This is a genomic window from Streptomyces sp. NPDC015532 (assembly GCF_043078065.1).
Classification (GTDB): Bacteria; Actinomycetota; Actinomycetes; order Streptomycetales; family Streptomycetaceae; genus Streptomyces.
Genome location: NZ_JBIBSY010000020.1, coordinates 133,344 through 150,509, shown reverse-complemented (window position 1 = coordinate 150,509; position 17,166 = coordinate 133,344). Strand labels below are relative to the sequence as shown.

The window sequence follows — 17,166 nt, the reverse complement described above, 5'->3', positions numbered from 1 at the left end:
CGCGGGAGGGGCGGGGGGGGGGGCGCGGGGGGCCGCGCCCGGGCGAGCGCGCCCGCCGCCCGGCCCCCCCCCCACCACCACCCCCCCCCCCCCCGGCGCCCCCGGGTGCCCCCCCCCCCCCCCCCCCCCCCCCCCGCGGGGCCCCCCCCGGCCCCCCCCCCCCCCCGCCCCCCCCCCCCCCGGGGCCCCTCACCGGCGGCGCGCCGGACGTGAGGGACCGGTAACCACGCGGCAACACGCGGGACACGGCCGCGACCCACCCCGCGCCTAATTTCTGTCGCGCGACAGAAATGACCGAGGAGCCGGAGGACCCGCGATGGCGACAGCGACCACCCACGGAGCACGCGATCACGCCCGCGCCCAGCAGGGAACCCGCGCCGAGGCCATGCCCGTGGTCCCCGCGGACGACTGGCCGGCCCCACCGCGCGAGGCGGGCCCGCTCGTCTGGGCCGAGACCGTGGCGGGCGGCAACTACACGCACAAGGTGCTGGCCCGCGGCACCGAACTGCGCCTGACCGACCTCACCGGCGACGCCTGCGCCCACCTCCTGCTGTACGTGGCCGACCGGCCGTGGGAGCGCCTGAACGTCGCCGACACCGTCAAGGTCCAGTGGAACGCCTACCTGGGCGCGGAGCGGCTGCTCCTGTCCGACCAGGGCCGGGTGCTGGCCTCGGTGGTCGCCGACACCTCCGGACGGCACGACGCCCTGTGCGGCACCTCCACACTCGTCCGCAACACCGAACGCTACGGGGACGGGACCCCCCAGTCCGCGTCCCCGGCCGGCCGCGAGCTGTTCAAACTGGCCGCCGCGAAGAACGGGCTCACACCCCGCGATCTGCCGCCCTCGCTCTCCTTCTTCCAGGGTGTGGAGATACGCGACGACGGCTCGCCGGACTTCACCGGCTCGGCCGGACCCGGCGCCGCCGTCACCCTGCGCGCCGAACAGGACGTCACCGTGCTGATCGCGAACGTGCCGCACCCGGCCGACCCGCGCCCCGACTACACGAGCACCCCGCTGGAGGTGCTGGCCTGGCGCGCACGGGCGACCCAGGCGGGCGACCCGCTGTGGGAAGCCACACCCGAGGGCCGCCGCGCCTTCCTCAACACCGCCGAATTCCTTGCCACGAGGGGGCTCGCATGACGCACGTCACCGTTCCGGCCCGGGCCGCCTGGTCCGCCGTCGTCCGCGCCGGCCAGACGCTCACCGTCACCGACCTGCACGGCAACCAGGCCGTCGACTTCCTGGTGTACGACGCCGCGGACACCGCCGTCCGCTACAGCGCGCCCGACACGATCCAGGCCCAGGGCAACATCTTCCTGACCACGGGCAGCGTGCTGATGTCGAACGAGCACACGCCGCTGATGACCGTCGTCGAGGACGAGGTCGGCCGGCACGACACGGTCGGCGGCGCCTGCTCCAAGGAGTCGAACACCCTGCGCTACGGGCACCACACCTATGCCCAGCACGCCTGCGTCGACAACTTCCTCGCCGAGGGCGCCCGTTACGGCCTCGGCAAGCGCGACCTCGTGTCCAACATCAACTGGTACATGAACGTGCCCGTCGAGAAGGACGGCACCCTCGGCATCGTCGACGGCATCTCCGCCCCCGGACTGCGGCTGACCCTGCGCGCCGAACGCGACGTGATCGTGCTGGTCTCCAACTGCCCCCAGATCAACAACCCGTGCAACGGCTTCGAGCCGACCGCGGTCGCCATGACGATCGGGGTCTCCGCATGAGCTTCGACACCCTCCTGGTCGCCAACCGCGGCGAGATCGCCGTCCGGATCATCCGCACCGCCCGCGAACTGGGCCTGCGCACCGTCGCCGTGTACTCCGACGCCGACCGCGCGGCGCCCCACGTCCGCCTCGCCGACGAGGCCGTACGGCTCGGCCCCGCCCCCGCGAAGGAGTCCTACCTCGACGGCGACCTGGTCCTGAAGGCCGCCAAGGACACCGGGGCCGGAGCCATCCACCCCGGATACGGCTTCCTGTCCGAGGACGCGGCGTTCGCCCGGCGCTGCGAGGACGCCGGGATCGTGTTCGTCGGGCCGACACCGGAGCAGCTGGAGCTGTTCGGCGCCAAGCACACCGCGCGCGCGGCGGCCGAGGCGGCCGGGGTGCCACTGGCGCCGGGCACGGGACTCCTGTCCGGTCTCCCCGAGGCACTCGACGCGGCCGGCCGCATCGGCTATCCCGTCATGCTCAAGGCCACCGGCGGTGGCGGCGGCATCGGCATGTCGGCATGTCGATCCGCCGACGAACTGGCCGAGGCCTGGGACCGGGTGCAGCGCGTCGCGGCGGCCTCCTTCTCCTCGGCCGGGGTCTTCCTGGAGCGCCTGGTCGAACACGCCCGCCATGTGGAGGTGCAGGTCTTCGGCGACGGCCGGGGCCGTGTCGTCACCTTCGGCGACCGCGACTGCTCGCTCCAGCGCCGCAACCAGAAGGTCCTGGAGGAGGCGCCCGCCCCCGGCCTGCCCTCCCGCGTACGCGCCGAACTCGCCTCCGCCGCACGCGAACTGTGCGCCTCGGTCGGCTACCGCTCGGCCGGGACCGTCGAGTTCGTCTACGACGCCGCCCGCGAGGAGGCGTACTTCCTTGAGGTCAACACCCGCCTCCAGGTGGAACACCCGGTCACCGAGGAGATCTACGGCGTCGACCTCGTCGCCTGGATGCTGCGCCTGGCCCGGGGAGAGTCCGATGTCGTACGGGCCCCGGGAACACCGCGGGGTCACGCCGTCGAGGCACGGATCTACGCCGAGGACCCCTCGCGCGAACACCGGCCCAGCGCGGGCCTGTTGACACGGGTCGAGTTCCCCGCCGGGGTCCGGGTGGACGGCTGGGTCGAGACGGGCACCGAGGTGACCACCTCGTACGACCCGATGCTCGCGAAGGTCATCGCGTACGGGACGGACCGGGCCGAGGCCCTGGAACGCCTCGACGAGGCCCTCGCCGGGACCCGGGTGGACGGGATCGAGACGAACCTCGGTCTGGTGCGGGCCGCGCTCGCCGAACCGTCCTTCCGGCGGGCGGCGCACTCCACGGCCACGCTGGCGGGCGTGAGCGATCCCACCCCGCGCGTCGAGGTCGTGTCCGGCGGCACGCTCACCACCGTGCAGGACTGGCCCGGACGCACCGGCCACTGGCAGGTCGGGGTACCGCCGTGCGGCCCCATGGACGACCTCTCCTTCCGGCTCGGCAACCGCGCACTCGGCAACCCCGAGGGCGCACCGGGCCTCGAATGCACCTTGCAGGGACCGGCGTTGAGGTTCACCCACGCCACGACGGTGTGTGTCACGGGCGCACCCGCGCCGGTCACCGTGGACGGGTCCGCCGTCGCCCAGTGGGAGCCGGTGACCGTACCGGCCGGAGCCCTGCTGGAGGTCGCGGCGCCCGCCGGGCACGGCCTGCGCACCTACGTGCTGTTCGCGGGCGGCGGCCTCGACGTGCCCGCCTTCCTCGGCAGCGCCTCCACCTTCACGCTCGGCCGGTTCGGCGGCCACGGCGGCCGCGCCCTGCGGACCGGTGACGTCCTGCACGGCGGAACGGTCACCGGGCTCGGGACACCCGTGCCAGCCGCCGAACGGCCCGGCTTCACCGCCGAGTGGCGGATCGGCGCCCTCGAAGGACCGCACGCGGCACCGGAGTTCTTCACCGAGGACGACATCCACGACTTCTACGCCGCCGACTGGAAGGTCCACTTCAACTCGGCCCGCACCGGCGTGCGGCTGATCGGTCCCCAGCCCCGCTGGGCCCGCACCGACGGCGGCGAGGCCGGACTGCACCCGTCCAACATCCACGACACCCCCTACTCGGTCGGCGCCGTCGACTACACCGGCGACATGCCGGTGCTGCTCGGTCCGGACGGCCCCTCGCTGGGCGGCTTCGTGTGCCCGGCGACCGTCGTCAGTACGGAACGCTGGAAGCTCGGCCAGCTCCGCCCCGGCGACACCGTGCGCTTCGCGCCGCTCGCCGACGACGGTTCGGCGCGGCCGGCGATCGTCGACGGCGGGGTGCTCGCCCGGGACGGCGACGTGACGTACCGCCGCAGCGGCGACGACAACCTGCTGGTCGAGTTCGGTCCCATGCAACTGGACCTCGCCCTGCGGATGCGGGTCCACGCGCTGATGGAGGCGGTGGCGGCCGCGGATCTCGACGGCGTCACCGACCTGACGCCGGGCATCCGCTCGCTCCAGATCCAGGCGGACCCGCGCCGGCTCCCCCAGCGCGAACTCCTGGACACCGTACGGCGCACGGTCCGGGACCTCCCCCCGAGCGACCAGCTCGTCGTCCCGTCCCGCACCGTCCATCTCCCGCTGTCCTGGGACGACCCGGCCACCCGCGAGGCCATCGCCCGCTACATGGCCGGCGTCCGCGACGACGCTCCCTGGTGCCCCTGGAACATCGAGTTCATCCGCCGGGTCAACGGCCTGGACTCGGTGGACGACGTCTACCGCACCGTCTTCGACGCCGAGTACCTGGTCCTCGGCCTGGGCGACGTCTACCTGGGCGCGCCGGTCGCCACCCCGCTCGACCCGCGCCACCGGCTGGTCACCACCAAGTACAACCCCGCCCGCACCTGGACCGCCGAGAACTCGGTCGGGATCGGCGGCGCCTACCTCTGCGTCTACGGCATGGAGGGCCCCGGCGGCTACCAGTTCGTCGGCCGTACGACCCAGGTGTGGTCCGGGTGGCAGCAGCGCGGCGCGTTCGAGCCGGGCTCGCCCTGGCTGCTGCGCTTCTTCGACCGGATCAAGTGGTACCCGGTGGAGGCGGACGAACTCCTGGAGCTGCGGGCCGACATCATCTCCGGCCGCTTCGTACCGCGCGTCGAGGAGGGCACCTTCTCGCTCGCCGCGTACGAGGCCTTCCTCGCCGAGAACGCCGAGTCGATCGCGGAGTTCCGGGGCCGGCAGGGCGGCGCGTTCAACGCCGAACGCGACGCCTGGGAGGCCGCGGGCGAGTTCACCCGCGCCGAGGCGGCCACGGCCCCACCGACTCCGGCCGCCGCGGTGAACGTCCCGGAGGGCGGCCGGCTGATCGAGGCCGAGTTCGCCGCGTCGGTGTGGCAGGTGAACGTGGAGCCGGGTCAGACGGTGACGGCGGGGCAACCGTTGCTCGCCCTGGAGGCGATGAAGATGGAGTCGCGCGTCCCCGCCCCGGTCGACGGTGTGGTCCAGCAGATCCTCGCCGGACCGGGCGACCAGGTGGAGGCGGGCACGGCGCTGCTGGTCCTCGCCCCCCTGCCACCGCCGGCGTCCTGACTTCCCCACCACCCGCCCCTCCCCGCGTCCACCGGCCCGGCCCGGCATCCGCCGGCCCGGCCCCCTGTCCGCCGCCCTCGCCCCGTCTCCGCCGACCCGGCCCCCTGTCCGCCGGCCCCGACCCCGCATCCACCGCCCCGGCCCCGTCTCCACCCGCGCACGAGCCCCGCCTCCCACCGCCCGGCCGCTCCCGTCACACCGTGGGCCGGGCCCTGCCCTCCCTGCCCTGCCCTGCCCCGCAACCGTCCGCCCGGCCCCAACCCACCCCTCCGCCGTCCGCACCTGCCAGGTCCGCCGTCGCGTCCCGTCCGGCCGGGCAGGAATCCGGAGCGGTCCGGGGTGCGCGCCACGACCGCCGGATCGCCGGCGGGGGCGCCCTCCCAGCACAAGGAGTTCCGATGTCCGCCCTCACCCGAGTCCGCCTGGCGTACGCCCGTATCGAGGCCGTGGACCGCCCCGAGATCTGGATCGACCTGCGCCCCCGGGCGGAGGCCGAGCGCGAGGCCCGTGCCGTGGACGAGCGGGTCGCCGCCGGAGAACGCCTCCCGCTCGCCGGCAGGCTCCTGGCCGTGAAGGGCAACATCGACGTGGCCGGCCTGCCCACCACCGCCGGCTGCCCGGCCTACGCCTACACAGCGCAGGCCGACGCACCCGCGGTCGCCCGCCTCCGCGCGGCCGGAGCCGTCGTGCTCGGCACCACCAACCTGGACCAGTTCGCCACCGGCCTGGTCGGCACCCGCTCGCCGCACGGCGCCGTCCGGGGCGCCCTGGACCCGGAAAGGATCAGCGGCGGCTCCAGCTCGGGATCGGCGGTGGCGGTGGCCCTGGGCATCGTCGACCTGGCCCTCGGCACGGACACCGCCGGCTCCGGCCGCGTGCCCGCCGCGTTCAACGGCATCGTCGGCCTGAAGCCGACCCGCGGCCTGGTGCCGACGACCGGCGTCGTCCCGGCCTGCGCGTCCCTGGACTGCGTGACCGTGTTCGCCCGCACCCTCCCGGAGGCCGAACAGGCTCTCGCCCACCTGGCCTCCCCCTCCGGCCGCGAGCTGCCGCCCCTGGCACAGCGCGCGCCCGGCCCGTGGCGCGTCGCCGTCCCGCCGACGGCACAGCTCGGCGAACTGGACGAGGGCTGGGCCCAGGCCTACGAGGAGACGGTGCACCGGCTCATCGCGGCCGGGGCACAGGTGCGCACCCTCGACCTCACCCCGTTCACCGAGGCCGCCGCGATGCTCTACGAGGGCGCCTTCGTCGCCGAGCGCTACACGGCGGTGGGGAGCTTTGTCGACAAGCTGATCTCCGAGGGGGGTGCCGGGCTCGACCCGACCGTCGCGGGGATCATCACCCGCGCGCGGGACATCCCGGCCCACCAGCTCTACGCGGACCAGGAGCGCCTGGCCTCCCTGCGTGCCCGGGCCCTCGCGGAACTGGCCGACGCCGACGCGCTGCTCCTGCCCACCGCGCCCGGCCATCCCACGCTCGCCGAGGTCGCCGCCGACCCGCTGGGCGCCAACGCCCGCCTGGGCCGCTTCACCAACTCCACGAACCTGTTCGACCTGGCGGCGGTCGCCGTGCCGGCCGGGCGGACACCCTTGGGAGGGCCTTTCGGCGTGATGCTGATCGGACCCGCTTTCACCGACGAGCGGCTCGCGCGGATCGCCCGCCTCCTGGAACCGGAGACCCGCCTCGCCGTGGTGGGGGCGCATCTGTCCGGCCAGCCGCTCAATGCCCAGCTGCTCTCCCTGGGCGCCCGTCTCGAACGGACGACGACCACCGCCGCCGTGTACCGGCTGCACGCCCTGGCGACCAGTCCGCCGAAGCCGGGTCTCGTCCATGTCGGCGCGGGCGGCGCCGCGGTCGAGGCCGAGGTGTGGAGTCTGCCCGCGGACGGCCTGGGACGGCTGCTGGCGGCACTCCCCCGCCCGATGACGCTGGGCGGCGTCGAGCTGGCCGACGGCACCCAGGTGCCCGGATTCCTGTGCGAACCCGGCGCACTGGCCCAAGCGCCCGACATCACGTCCTACGGCGGCTGGCGCGCGTATCTCGGCCGCGAACAGGACCGGTGACCCGAGCGGGCCACGCAGGCCCTACGCAAATCACGCACACCACGTAAGCCACGCACGCCGCATGAGCCGCCCGAGCCGCCCACTGCACCCGGCACCCGGCACCCGCTGGAGCGGACCGGCGGAAAGGCTCCTGCCCCACACCGGCCGGACCAGGGCCCGGCCGGGCCGCCCGCCGGTGTTCCTGAGACGGACGCGGCCGGTGGCGTGCCCTTCCCCGGGGGAAGACGGCACACCACCGGCCGTGCCGGCTCCGGCACGGCCGGACCGGCTCCGCGAGCGCCGGCCCGCGGCTCGTCAGCCCACCGACGAGTAGGCCACCACTCCGCGCAGCAGCTCTTCGACCGCCTTGCGGGCGTTCTTGGAGACCGTCGACCTCTCGCCGCCCGAGACGGGCGCGGCGGCCGCGATCTGGCCGAGGACGTCGATGACCTGCTTGCACCAGCGCACGAAGTCACCGGCGGGCATCTCGGCCTCGCGCAGCACCTCGTCCAGGCCCTTGCCCGACGCCCACTCGTGGGCGGCCCAGGCGAAGCCGAGGTCCGGCTCGCGCTGGCCCACACCCTCGGTCTGGTTGATCCGGAAGTCCTCCTCCAGAGCGTCCAGACGGCCCCAGATGCGCACCATCTCGGCGAGCGCGGCCTTGGCCTTGCCGGACGGCACCTTCGGCGCCATCGCGTCGTCGGCGACCCGGGACTCGTACACCAACGCCGAGACGCAGGCGGCCAGTTCGGCCGGAGAGAGTCCGTCCCAGACTCCGGCGCGCAGACATTCGCTGGCCAGCAGGTCGAGTTCGCCGTACAGGCGGGCGAGCCGCTTGCCGTGCTCGGTGACCTCGTCGCCGCGCAGGTAGTCCAGCTCGGTGAGCAGGGCGACGATCCGGTCGAAGGTACGGGCGATGGTGTTCGTCCGGCCCTCGATCCGGCGCTCCAGCTGCGAGGTGTCACGCTGGAGCCGGTGATACCGCTCGGCCCAACGGGCGTGATCCTCACGGTCGTTGCACCCGTGGCAGGGATGTGCGCGGATCGCCGTGCGCAGCCGGGCGATCTCACGGTCGTCGGCGGCCTCGGCACGCTTCTTGCGGTGCCGGTCCGGGACGATGTGCCCGGCCTTGGTGCGCAGGGCGGAGGCGAGGTCCCGACGGGACTGCGGGGAGCGCGGGTTGAACGACTTGGGGATCCGCATCCGGTCGAGCGCCTCGACCGGCACCGGGAAGTCCATCGAGGCCAGCCGCTTCACCTGGCGCTCGGCGGTCAGCACCAGCGGACGCGGTCCGTCGTGCTGCTCGAAGCCCCGGTGGCCGTTCGACCGGCCGGCGGGCAGCCCGGGGTCCAGCACCAGCGCCAGTCCCGCGTACTTGCCGGTCGGCACATGGATCACGTCACCCGGCTTCAGCTTCTCCAGGGCGACGGCCGCCTCGGCACGGCGCTCCGTCATGCCCCGCCGGGCCAGCTCGGTCTCGCGGTCCTTGAGTTCCCGGCGCAGCGCCATGTACGCGTCGAAATCACCGAGATGGCAGGTCATCGACTCCTTGTAGCCTTCGAGACCCTCCTCGTTGCGCTGCACCTGCCGGGAGATCCCGACGACCGACTTGTCGGCCTGGAACTGCGCGAACGACGTCTCCAGCAGTTCGCGCGAGCGGTGCCGGCCGAACTGCTCGACCAGGTTCACCGCCATGTTGTACGACGGCTTGAAGCTGGAACGCAGCGGATAGGTGCGGGTGCCCGCGAGTCCCGCGAGATGCTCGGGACTGAAGCCGCGCTGCCACAGCACGACCGCGTGGCCCTCGACATCGATGCCGCGGCGGCCGGCACGGCCGGTGAGCTGGGTGTACTCGCCGGGCGTGATGTCGGCGTGCTGCTCGCCGTTCCACTTGACGAGCTTCTCCAGCACCACCGAGCGGGCCGGCATGTTGATGCCCAGCGCGAGGGTCTCCGTCGCGAAGACCGCCTTGACGAGGCCGCGGACGAAGAGCTCCTCGACGACCTCCTTGAACGTGGGCAGCATGCCCGCGTGGTGGGCCGCGATGCCGCGCTCCAGGCCCTCCAGCCATTCGAAGTAGCCGAGGACGTGCAGGTCCTCGTCCGGGATGGAGGCCGTTCGCTCCTCGACAAGCTCACGCACGCGCGCACGCGCCGCGTCGTCGTTCAGCCGCAGACCGGCGTACAGGCACTGCTGCACGGCGGCCTCGCACGCCGCGCGGCTGAAGATGAACGTGATGGCGGGCAGCAGCCCTTCGGCGTCGAGCCGCTCGATGACCTCGGGGCGGCCCGGCGTCCAGATCCGCGAGCGCTGTCTGCGCTCCCGTTCCCGGTCGGCCTCGCGCATCGCGCGGCCCCGCCTGCGGTCCTGGTACGACGGACGGCTCGCCTCCATGCGCGCCATGCGCGTGAGGTCGGGGTTGACGGCCTTGCGCTGGCCCTCGCCCTCCTCGAAGAGGTCGTACATCCGCCGTCCGGCCAGCACATGCTGGAACAGCGGGACGGGCCGGTGCTCGGAGACGATCACCTGGGTGTCGCCGCGCACGGTGTCCAGCCAGTCACCGAACTCCTCCGCGTTCGACACGGTCGCCGACAGCGACACCAGGGTCACCGACTCGGGGAGGTGGATGATCACTTCCTCCCAGACGGCGCCGCGGAAGCGGTCGGAGAGGTAGTGCACCTCGTCCATCACCACATGACCGAGACCGAGGAGGGTCTGTGAGCCCGCGTACAGCATGTTCCGCAGGACCTCGGTGGTCATGACGACCACCGGAGCCTCGGAGTTGACGCTGTTGTCGCCGGTGAGCAGGCCGACCTTGTCCGCGCCGTACCGGCGGCACAGGTCGGCGTACTTCTGGTTGGAGAGCGCCTTGATCGGCGTGGTGTAGAAGCACTTCTTGCCCTGCTGGAGGGCGAGGTGGACGGCGAACTCGCCGACGATCGTCTTGCCCGAACCGGTGGGCGCGGCCACCAGCACACCCTTGCCCGCTTCGAGCGCCTGGCAGGCCTCGATCTGGAAGGGGTCGAGGCCGAAGTCGTACATCTCGCGGAAGGAGGCGAGCGCGGTGGCCTGCTCGGCAGCGCGCCTGCGTGCTGCCGCATACCGCTCGGCCGGTGAGAGGTCCTCTGTCATCGTGCTTTCGAGACTACCGGGAGGCACTGACACAAGGACGATCATTATCCGGATCAGCGGCTGTGAAACCCCGGGTCCCCGCAGCTCAGGGAAGTGCGACGCGCACAGCGGCCCGTATGCACTCCGCCGTGAGCGGCAGCGGGCCCAGCGGCTCGCCGTCCGCGTACCCGGTGACGCCCTCGGCGAGGAGTTCGACCCGGGCCGCCCGGTGCACGCTCACCACGGGATGGCCGACGTGGGTGCCCCGGTAGACCCGCGGGAAGATCTTGAGCAGCGTCGAGCGCGAGCAGTCCCCGACCACCGTGATGTCGAACAGCCCGTCGCCGAGGCTCGCACCGGGACAGATCCTCATGCCGCCGCCGTACGACGAGCCGTTGCCGACGGCGACCAGCGTCGCCTCGGTCTCCAGCGTCTCGCCGCCGTCCAGCGTGATGCGGTACCCGACGGGCCGGAAGGCGGCCAGCTCGGCGACCATGGCGACGTCGTACTTGAAACGGCCGACGGGCAGGCTCATCCGGTTCCCGCGGTCGTTGACCCGGGAGTCGAACCCGGAGGCGAGGACGGTGCCGAACCAGGTGCCGTTCACCCGGCCCAGGTCGACCTCGCGCAGCCTCTCGCCCCTCAGCGCCTCGGCGATCATCCGTCCCGCCGCCGCGGGGTCGCCCACGGGCAGGCCGAGGGCGCGCGCGAAGTCGTTGCCGGTCCCGGCGGCCACCAGACCGAAGGGGGTACGGGTCCCGGCGACGGCCTGCAGGGCCAGGTTCGCCATGCCGTCGCCGCCGACCGCGACGAGGGCGCCGGTGCCGCCGGCGACCGCCTCGCGCGCCCGCGCGAGGGCGTCCGCCGGGTCCTCGCCCTGAACCGTCTCGACGGAGAATCCCGCGGCACGCAAAGCGGAAGCGGCCGGCAGCGCCGCTCGGGCGCCCCGGCCGCGGCCCGCGGTGGGGTTGACGAAGAGGGTGATCTCGCTGGTCACAGGCTGACCCTACGAGGTCACGGACTCCGTCAGGTCACGTCGTCATAACCGTTGACCCGGTCCGTGGTGGCCTGCTCCGGAAGGTTCGGGCGGGTCGTCACGTCCTCGATGCCGCCGATGTCCTCGGGCGTGAGGTCGAGGTCGGACGCCTCGTCGTCGGCCGGCCCGGACTCATCGCGCCGACGCTTGCGCCGGTCGTTGAACAGCGAGAAGACGACGGCGCCGAAGTACAGGATCCAGATCGGCCCGGCGAGCGCCAGCATGGTCAGCGGGTCGGTGCTGGGAGTGGCGATCGCCGCGAAGACCGTGATGCCGATGATCATGCCGCGCCACCAGCCGAGCATGCGCCGGCCCGTGATGATGCCCGTCAGATTGAGCATCACCAGCAGCAGGGGCAGCTCGAAGGAGAGGCCGAACACGACCACCATGCGCGTGACCAGGTCGAGCAGGTCGTCCAGCGGCAGCAGGTTGCTGACGCCGTCCGGCGTGAACTCCATCAGGACCTTCGCCGTGGTGGGAAGCACCTTGTAGGCGAAGAACGCGCCACCGAAGAACAGCGGGACGCCGGTGCCGACGAACGCGTACGCGTACTTCTTCTCGCTCCTGTGCAGACCCGGGGCGACGAACGCCCAGAGCTGGTAGAGCCAGACCGGAGAGGCGAGCACGACGCCCGCCATCAGCGAGACCTTCAGCGCCAGGGTGAACGGCGCGAGCAGACCGTTGATGGTGATCTGCGCGCACTGGTGGTTCTTGGGCTGCTTCGCGAGTTCGGCGAAGGTCTCAGGACACCCGACGGAGTCCAGGACCGGCTTGGTGAAGAAGTTGATGATGTCGTTGTAGTAGAAGGCCGCGACGATCGTCACGAGGACGATCGCCAGCACCGCCTTCGCGAGCCGGTTGCGTAGCTCGCGAAGATGGTCCGCGAGGGGCATGCGCCCCTCGGGGTCCTTCTCCGTGTTGCGGGCAGACTTGAGCAACCCACATCCTCATCTCATGCGGCGGGCCGGATGTCACCGGCCCTGCGTCAGCGCTGGGTCGTGTCCGTCGGCTCGTTGACCGGGCGCGAGCTGGTCACGTCGCCGGGGGCCGCCTGGATGGTGCGCTGAGCCGGGGTCTGCTCGTCGGTGCTCGGCGGACCGGCCGGGGCCGGGGTGCTGCCGCCGTCTTCCTTCATCGCCTTCGCCTCGCTCTTGAGGATCCGGGCGGACTTGCCGAGGGAGCGCGCCATGTCCGGAAGCTTCTTCGCGCCGAACAGCAGGATGATGACGACGAGGATGAGAATGATCTCGGGAGCTCCGAGCCTTCCGAACATAAGTCTTTACCTTCTCACCGAGGCTGCATGGTCGGGGTGCTGGCCGATCGATCGGACGTGTGTCCGATCATCGTGATGTCAGCGATCGTAACGCTCAGGGGTAAACGCGGGGCAATCCCTGTGCGTACTCCCAGTTCGCGGCCCGCGCCTCATTCTCCGGGCCGCGCCCCTGAGCGTACCTGGCCCCCGTGCCAAGTCGACAGGCTGGCGTGACGCATTACGCATCCATGGAACGACTCATACCGCGTCCATGGAGTGCGCCGCCGCCACCGTGGCCCTTTCCAGGTCCTCGGAGGCCGAGCTGATACGGCGCGCGGAATCGGCGACCTGGCGGCCCAGACGCTCCGCTTCCAGGAAGACACGGACGGCGAGAACCCCGAGAACCGTGATTCCCAGGAAACCCGCGGCGATCGCAAACATCGGCCAGAACATGACGACGACCCTAGAGGGTGGAGTGCAGCCGCAGTGTGCGGACCCCGCCCCCGGTGAGGAGTTCTACGATGCGTTCCCCGGCGGGCTTGCGGACGGCGGAACCGCACGCGGGGCAGGTGAACGAGTAGAACGTGGTGCGGCTGCTGGCGCCGATGGCCAGGCGCAGGGCCCCGGGCGTGAGCTCGAAGCCGGCCCGGCAGTCGGGGCAGGCGGCCTTGAACATCACCTCGACCACCCGGCGCATCCCGGCGAAGGCCGTCCCCACCGACATCTCCGACGTGCCCGGGGCCGACCCGGCCCGGCCCGCCGCCGTGCCCGTGACCGACGCGGCGCGTCCCGGCGCACCCGCCCGCCTGACGGAACCCGGCTTCTCCGGGCTCCCCGGCCTTCCCTGCGCACCCGACACCGACGACGTCCTCAAAGCCCCTGCTCCCGCCCCTCGTACGGCCTGTCCCGGACCGCCCCGAGCTCGTCGTAGGCGGCGAGCGCCTCACGGGCCGCGGCGCGGGCGCTGTCCGCGACGGTCTGCGGCGAGACGATCCGGCCGTCACCGCCGAGACGCAGGGCCAGCCGCCGCAGCGACGTGGGATCGGGGGTCCGCAGAGTGATACGCAGCCCACCGTCCGGCAGCTCATCCGCGCTGTCGTGCGGGTAGTACTCGGCGACCCAGCGCCCGCCGGGACCCACCTCGACGACCACCTCCGGATCCTCGGCCGCGGGCTGGACCAGCCCCTCGGACAGGTCCCGCAGCTCGATCTCCGGCGGCGCGGACGGCTCGTCCAGGATGCGGATCTCGGCGACCCGGTCGAGCCGGAAGGTACGGCGCGCCTCGGAGCGGCGGCACCAGGCCTCGACATAGGTGTGACCGACGCTGACCAGGCGGATCGGGTCGATCTCGCGTTCGCTCAGCTCGTCCCGCGAGGGCGAGTAGTAGCGGATCCACAGCCGGCGCCGCTCGGAGATCGCCCGGTCCACGTCGGCGAAGACGCCGCCCTCGGACTCGAAGGTCACCGACAGCCGGGAACTGGCCCCCGCCGCCTCGCCCGAGGCGGCCTCCACCTTGGCGGTGGCCCGCAGCAGCGCCTGCCGGTCGCCCTCGCGCAGGCCGGGCAGGGTGGACACCGCGCGGGCGGCCACCAGCAGCGCGGTCGCCTCGTCGGCGGCGATCCGCAGCGGTTCGGCGACGTCGTCCGGGTTGTGCCACCAGATCCGGTCGCCGTCGGTGTCGATGTCGAGCAGATCCCCGCCGCGGAAACTGGTCCCGCACAGCGGCAGCACGTCGAGGTCGGAGATCAGCTCGTCCTCGGTGATCCCGAAGGCGCGGGCGACGTCACCGACATGGGCGCCGGGGCGCTCGCGCAGATACGTCACCAGCGAGAGCATCCGCCGGGTCTGGTCGATCGCGTTCGTGGGCCTGGCCGGTTTTCCTGCCACTTTCTTACTTTCCCCTCAGCCCTTGGCCACGGCGCGCAGCCGGTCGACCACATCGGCCCGCAGTTCGGCGGGCTCCACGACCACCACGTCCGGCCCGAACTCGACGAGCCAGGCGTCCAGACCGTGCCCGTACGGAATCTCCAACTCGTCCCAGCCGTCGCCCAGTTCCCGTACGGAGACGGCCTTGGCGCGCAGCGGGTAGCCGGCGCCGGAACGCAGCCGGATCAGCGCCGAACGGTCGGTGATCTCCCCCGCCCAGCCGGCCACCGTCTCGCGCACGGTCACGACGTCGGGGACCTCGGCGGTGTAGCGGCCGGCACGCGCGCGGACCTTGCCGGTGATCCGGGAGAGCCTGAAGACGCGCTCGGCGCCGCGGTCACGGTCCCAGCCCGCGAGATACCAGTGGCCGCGCCAGCACTCCAGGGCCCAGGGCTCGACATGCCGGGTCCCGGGTTGCGCGGCGTTGCCCTTGCGGTAGTCGAAGACGACCGGGCGACGGTCGCGGCAGGCGAGCATCAGGGGCTCGAAGGCCGCCTCGTGGACGGGGATGTGCGGTTCCAGGGCGCCGTGGGATCCGTAGGGGTCCACGTCCTCGGGCAGACCCGCGGCGCGCAGCTTCTGGAGCGCGCCGCTCGCGGCCCCGGCCAGCCGTGCCTGCTGCCAGACCTTGGCGGCCAGCCCGAGGGCGGCGGCCTCCTCGGCGTCGAGGGTGATCGGCGGCAGGCGGTTGCTGTCGCGGCGGGCGAGGTAGCCGACTTCGCCGTCGAGGTTCTCCACCGTCTCGATGACCAGGCCGAGTTCGCGCAGATCATCCTTGTCCCGCTCGAACATCCGGTTGAAGGAGTCGTCCGATCCGGCTTCGAGATAGGCCTCGATGGACTCGCGGAGTTCGCGCTTGCTGAGCGGCCGCCGGGTCCCGAGCAGACACAGTGCGAGGTTCATCAGCCGCTCGGCCTTGGCAATGGCCATCGACGCCCTTCCTATGGTGCTTCCGACCGATGACCGTACCGCTCCGGAGTGTCGCGGCAAAAGCCGAGGGCCCATGCCCGGACGGGCATGGGCCCCAGATGATCGGATCCGGATCGGATCCGGTCCGCTGTGATCAGACCGCGATCAGGTCGACCACGAAGATCAGCGTCTCACCGGGCTTGATCGCCGGGGTCGGGCTCTGGTCGCCGTAGGCGAGGTGGGCGGGGATGGTCAGCTGGCGACGGCCGCCGACCTTCATGCCCTGCACGCCGCGGTCCCAGCCCTTGATGACACGGCCGCCGCCGAGCGGGAAGCGGAACGGAGAGTTCCGGTTCCAGCTCGCGTCGAACTCCTCGCCCGTGCTGAACGCCACACCCACGTAGTGCACCGTGACGTTCTGACCCGACTCGGCCTCGGGGCCGTCGCCCTCCCAGATGTCCTTGATCTCAAGGTCCGCCGGCGGCTGGCCCTCAGGAAAATCGATCTCGGGCTTCTCGATGCTCACGTCTTTGCTCCTGCTTGTGTACGTAAGGACAACACGGACAGTCTTACATCTCCGAAGGGTTACATCTTCGCCAGGATGTCGACCGAGAAGACGAGCGTGGAGTCCTTCTTGATACCGCTGCCGGCCGGCGGGTTGTCGCCGTAGCCCAGAGCCGGCGGAATCACGATGAGCACACGGCTGCCCACCTTCTTGCCCGTCAGCCCCTGCGCCCAGCCCTTGACGACCTGCTGAAGCGAGAACGACGTCAGCTGACCCCGCTTGTACGTCGAGTCGAACTCCTTGCCGCTGTCCCAGAGCACACCCTCGTACTGCACCAGGACCGTGCTGTCGGCCTTCACCTCGTCGCCGTCACCCTCGATCACGTAGTTCGCCACGAGCTTCGTGGGAGCGGCCTTCTTCGGCACCGTGATCTTGGGAGCGGCGCCGTCCGTGTTCGTGCCGACCGTCGGCAGCGAGGCGTCCTTCTGCTCCACGTTCTTGCCCTTGGCGGAACTCTTGGAGTTGAACGTGTCCTCGATGTCCACCACGAACACCAGCGTGTCCGTGCCCTTGATGCCCGCCTGCGCGTTGCCCTCCGAGCCGTAGCCCCAGGTCGGCGGAACGGACATCTCGACACGGCTGCCGGTCTTCTTGCCGACCAGGCCATAACGCCAGCCGTCGATGATGCCGCCCTGCGCCAGCTGGATGACCAGCGGCGTCCCCCGGTCGTAGGAGTTGTCGAACACCTTCGCCGTGGCCCAGATCTGACCCAGGTAATTGGCCTGGATGTAGTCGTTCTCCGCGACCGTCTTGCCGTTGCCCGCGATCACCGTCCTGACCGCGAGATCCTTCGACGGCTCCCCCGTGCCCTTGGCCACCGTCGGCTTCTCACCGAACTTCGTACCGGCCGTGATCGCCGGCAGCGGACCGTCGACGATCTTCGGCGGGGGCGGGGCCGACGCCGCCGCGGAAGCCGAGGGCGACGGGCTGTTGCTGGACTTCGCCGTGTCTGACTTGCCGTCGTCACCGCATCCGGCGAGTGTGACCAGTCCAGCGGGTACGGAGAGAAGGAGTGAGCGTCGGCGCACGGTGGGGGCCTCGTATCGGTCGATCTTGGTGGATGG

Annotated in this window: 14 protein-coding genes; 4 read left to right on the top strand and 10 right to left on the bottom strand. The window is 72.0% G+C overall.

Annotated features, from left to right (window positions below; all coding sequences use genetic code 11):
• The first annotated feature begins 316 nt into the window (after positions 1-316).
• The 4 genes from ACF07B_RS38515 to atzF all read left to right on the top strand — a co-directional run bounded on the left by ACF07B_RS38515 (position 317) and on the right by atzF (position 7,324).
• On the top strand, positions 317-1,141 hold the full coding sequence (locus ACF07B_RS38515) for an urea amidolyase associated protein UAAP1 (RefSeq protein WP_392182323.1): 825 nt from the start codon (positions 317-319) through the stop codon (positions 1,139-1,141).
• A complete protein-coding gene (locus ACF07B_RS38510; RefSeq protein WP_392182322.1) occupies positions 1,138-1,737 on the top strand; it encodes an urea amidolyase associated protein UAAP2 in 600 nt (199 codons plus the stop codon). Before ACF07B_RS38515 ends, ACF07B_RS38510 begins: the two co-directional genes overlap by 4 nt.
• Complete coding sequence (locus ACF07B_RS38505; protein WP_392182321.1) at positions 1,734-5,261, top strand: 5-oxoprolinase/urea amidolyase family protein; 3,528 nt, start codon at positions 1,734-1,736, stop codon at positions 5,259-5,261. The genes ACF07B_RS38510 and ACF07B_RS38505 overlap by 4 nt, the downstream gene beginning before the upstream one ends.
• 398 nt (positions 5,262-5,659) lie before the next feature.
• A complete protein-coding gene (atzF, locus tag ACF07B_RS38500; RefSeq protein WP_392182320.1) occupies positions 5,660-7,324 on the top strand; it encodes an allophanate hydrolase in 1,665 nt (554 codons plus the stop codon).
• Positions 7,325-7,618: 294 nt separating this feature from the next.
• Here atzF and ACF07B_RS38495 read toward each other — a convergent pair whose 3' ends face one another.
• The 10 genes from ACF07B_RS38495 to ACF07B_RS38450 form a co-directional block, all read right to left on the bottom strand.
• Positions 7,619-10,480 (bottom strand): DEAD/DEAH box helicase, encoded by a 2,862-nt coding sequence (locus tag ACF07B_RS38495; RefSeq protein WP_392182319.1) that lies wholly within the window; start codon positions 10,478-10,480, stop codon positions 7,619-7,621.
• Positions 10,481-10,520: 40 nt separating this feature from the next.
• Positions 10,521-11,411, bottom strand: coding sequence for a diacylglycerol kinase (locus ACF07B_RS38490; protein WP_392182318.1), 891 nt, complete (start codon positions 11,409-11,411; stop codon positions 10,521-10,523).
• Positions 11,412-11,440: 29 nt separating this feature from the next.
• Entirely contained in the window at positions 11,441-12,388 is a 948-nt protein-coding gene (gene tatC, locus ACF07B_RS38485) for a twin-arginine translocase subunit TatC (protein WP_392182317.1), read from the bottom strand.
• A gap of 47 nt (positions 12,389-12,435) precedes the next feature.
• The gene (gene tatA, locus ACF07B_RS38480) at positions 12,436-12,723 is read right to left on the bottom strand and encodes a Sec-independent protein translocase subunit TatA (RefSeq protein ID WP_369485521.1); all 288 of its coding nucleotides are present in this window, start codon (positions 12,721-12,723) and stop codon (positions 12,436-12,438) included.
• Between the two features lie 237 nt (positions 12,724-12,960).
• On the bottom strand, positions 12,961-13,155 hold the full coding sequence (locus ACF07B_RS38475; protein ID WP_362406690.1) for a hypothetical protein: 195 nt from the start codon (positions 13,153-13,155) through the stop codon (positions 12,961-12,963).
• 10 nt (positions 13,156-13,165) lie between these two features.
• Complete coding sequence (locus tag ACF07B_RS38470; RefSeq protein WP_103553753.1) at positions 13,166-13,426, bottom strand: hypothetical protein; 261 nt, start codon at positions 13,424-13,426, stop codon at positions 13,166-13,168.
• A 146-nt stretch (positions 13,427-13,572) separates the two neighbouring features.
• Positions 13,573-14,589 carry a helix-turn-helix transcriptional regulator gene (locus tag ACF07B_RS38465; protein ID WP_384237860.1) on the bottom strand — a complete coding sequence of 339 codons (1,017 nt, stop codon included), beginning with the start codon at positions 14,587-14,589 and terminating at the stop codon, positions 13,573-13,575.
• A 15-nt stretch (positions 14,590-14,604) separates the two neighbouring features.
• Positions 14,605-15,558: a helix-turn-helix transcriptional regulator gene (locus ACF07B_RS38460; RefSeq protein WP_369485519.1), complete on the bottom strand. Its 954-nt coding sequence runs from the start codon at positions 15,556-15,558 to the stop codon at positions 14,605-14,607.
• A gap of 133 nt (positions 15,559-15,691) precedes the next feature.
• Positions 15,692-16,063: an FKBP-type peptidyl-prolyl cis-trans isomerase gene (locus ACF07B_RS38455; RefSeq protein ID WP_369485518.1), complete on the bottom strand. Its 372-nt coding sequence runs from the start codon at positions 16,061-16,063 to the stop codon at positions 15,692-15,694.
• Positions 16,064-16,122: 59 nt separating this feature from the next.
• Complete coding sequence (locus ACF07B_RS38450) at positions 16,123-17,130, bottom strand: FKBP-type peptidyl-prolyl cis-trans isomerase (protein WP_369485517.1); 1,008 nt, start codon at positions 17,128-17,130, stop codon at positions 16,123-16,125.
• Positions 17,131-17,166: the final 36 nt, after the last annotated feature.

Bases quoted from the DNA above. Each gene is read 5' to 3' on its own strand.
- ACF07B_RS38515 (WP_392182323.1), top strand. From the start codon at position 317: ATGGCGACAGCGACCACCCACGGAGCACGCGATCACGCCCGCGCCCAG.
- ACF07B_RS38510 (WP_392182322.1), top strand. From the start codon at position 1,138: ATGACGCACGTCACCGTTCCGGCCCGGGCCGCCTGGTCCGCCGTCGTC.
- ACF07B_RS38505 (WP_392182321.1), top strand. From the start codon at position 1,734: ATGAGCTTCGACACCCTCCTGGTCGCCAACCGCGGCGAGATCGCCGTC.
- atzF (WP_392182320.1), top strand. From the start codon at position 5,660: ATGTCCGCCCTCACCCGAGTCCGCCTGGCGTACGCCCGTATCGAGGCC.
- ACF07B_RS38495 (WP_392182319.1), bottom strand. From the start codon at position 10,480: ATGATCGTCCTTGTGTCAGTGCCTCCCGGTAGTCTCGAAAGCACGATG.
- tatA (WP_369485521.1), bottom strand. From the start codon at position 12,723: ATGTTCGGAAGGCTCGGAGCTCCCGAGATCATTCTCATCCTCGTCGTC.
- ACF07B_RS38475 (WP_362406690.1), bottom strand. From the start codon at position 13,155: ATGTTCTGGCCGATGTTTGCGATCGCCGCGGGTTTCCTGGGAATCACG.
- ACF07B_RS38470 (WP_103553753.1), bottom strand. From the start codon at position 13,426: ATGTCGGTGGGGACGGCCTTCGCCGGGATGCGCCGGGTGGTCGAGGTG.
- ACF07B_RS38460 (WP_369485519.1), bottom strand. From the start codon at position 15,558: ATGGCCATTGCCAAGGCCGAGCGGCTGATGAACCTCGCACTGTGTCTG.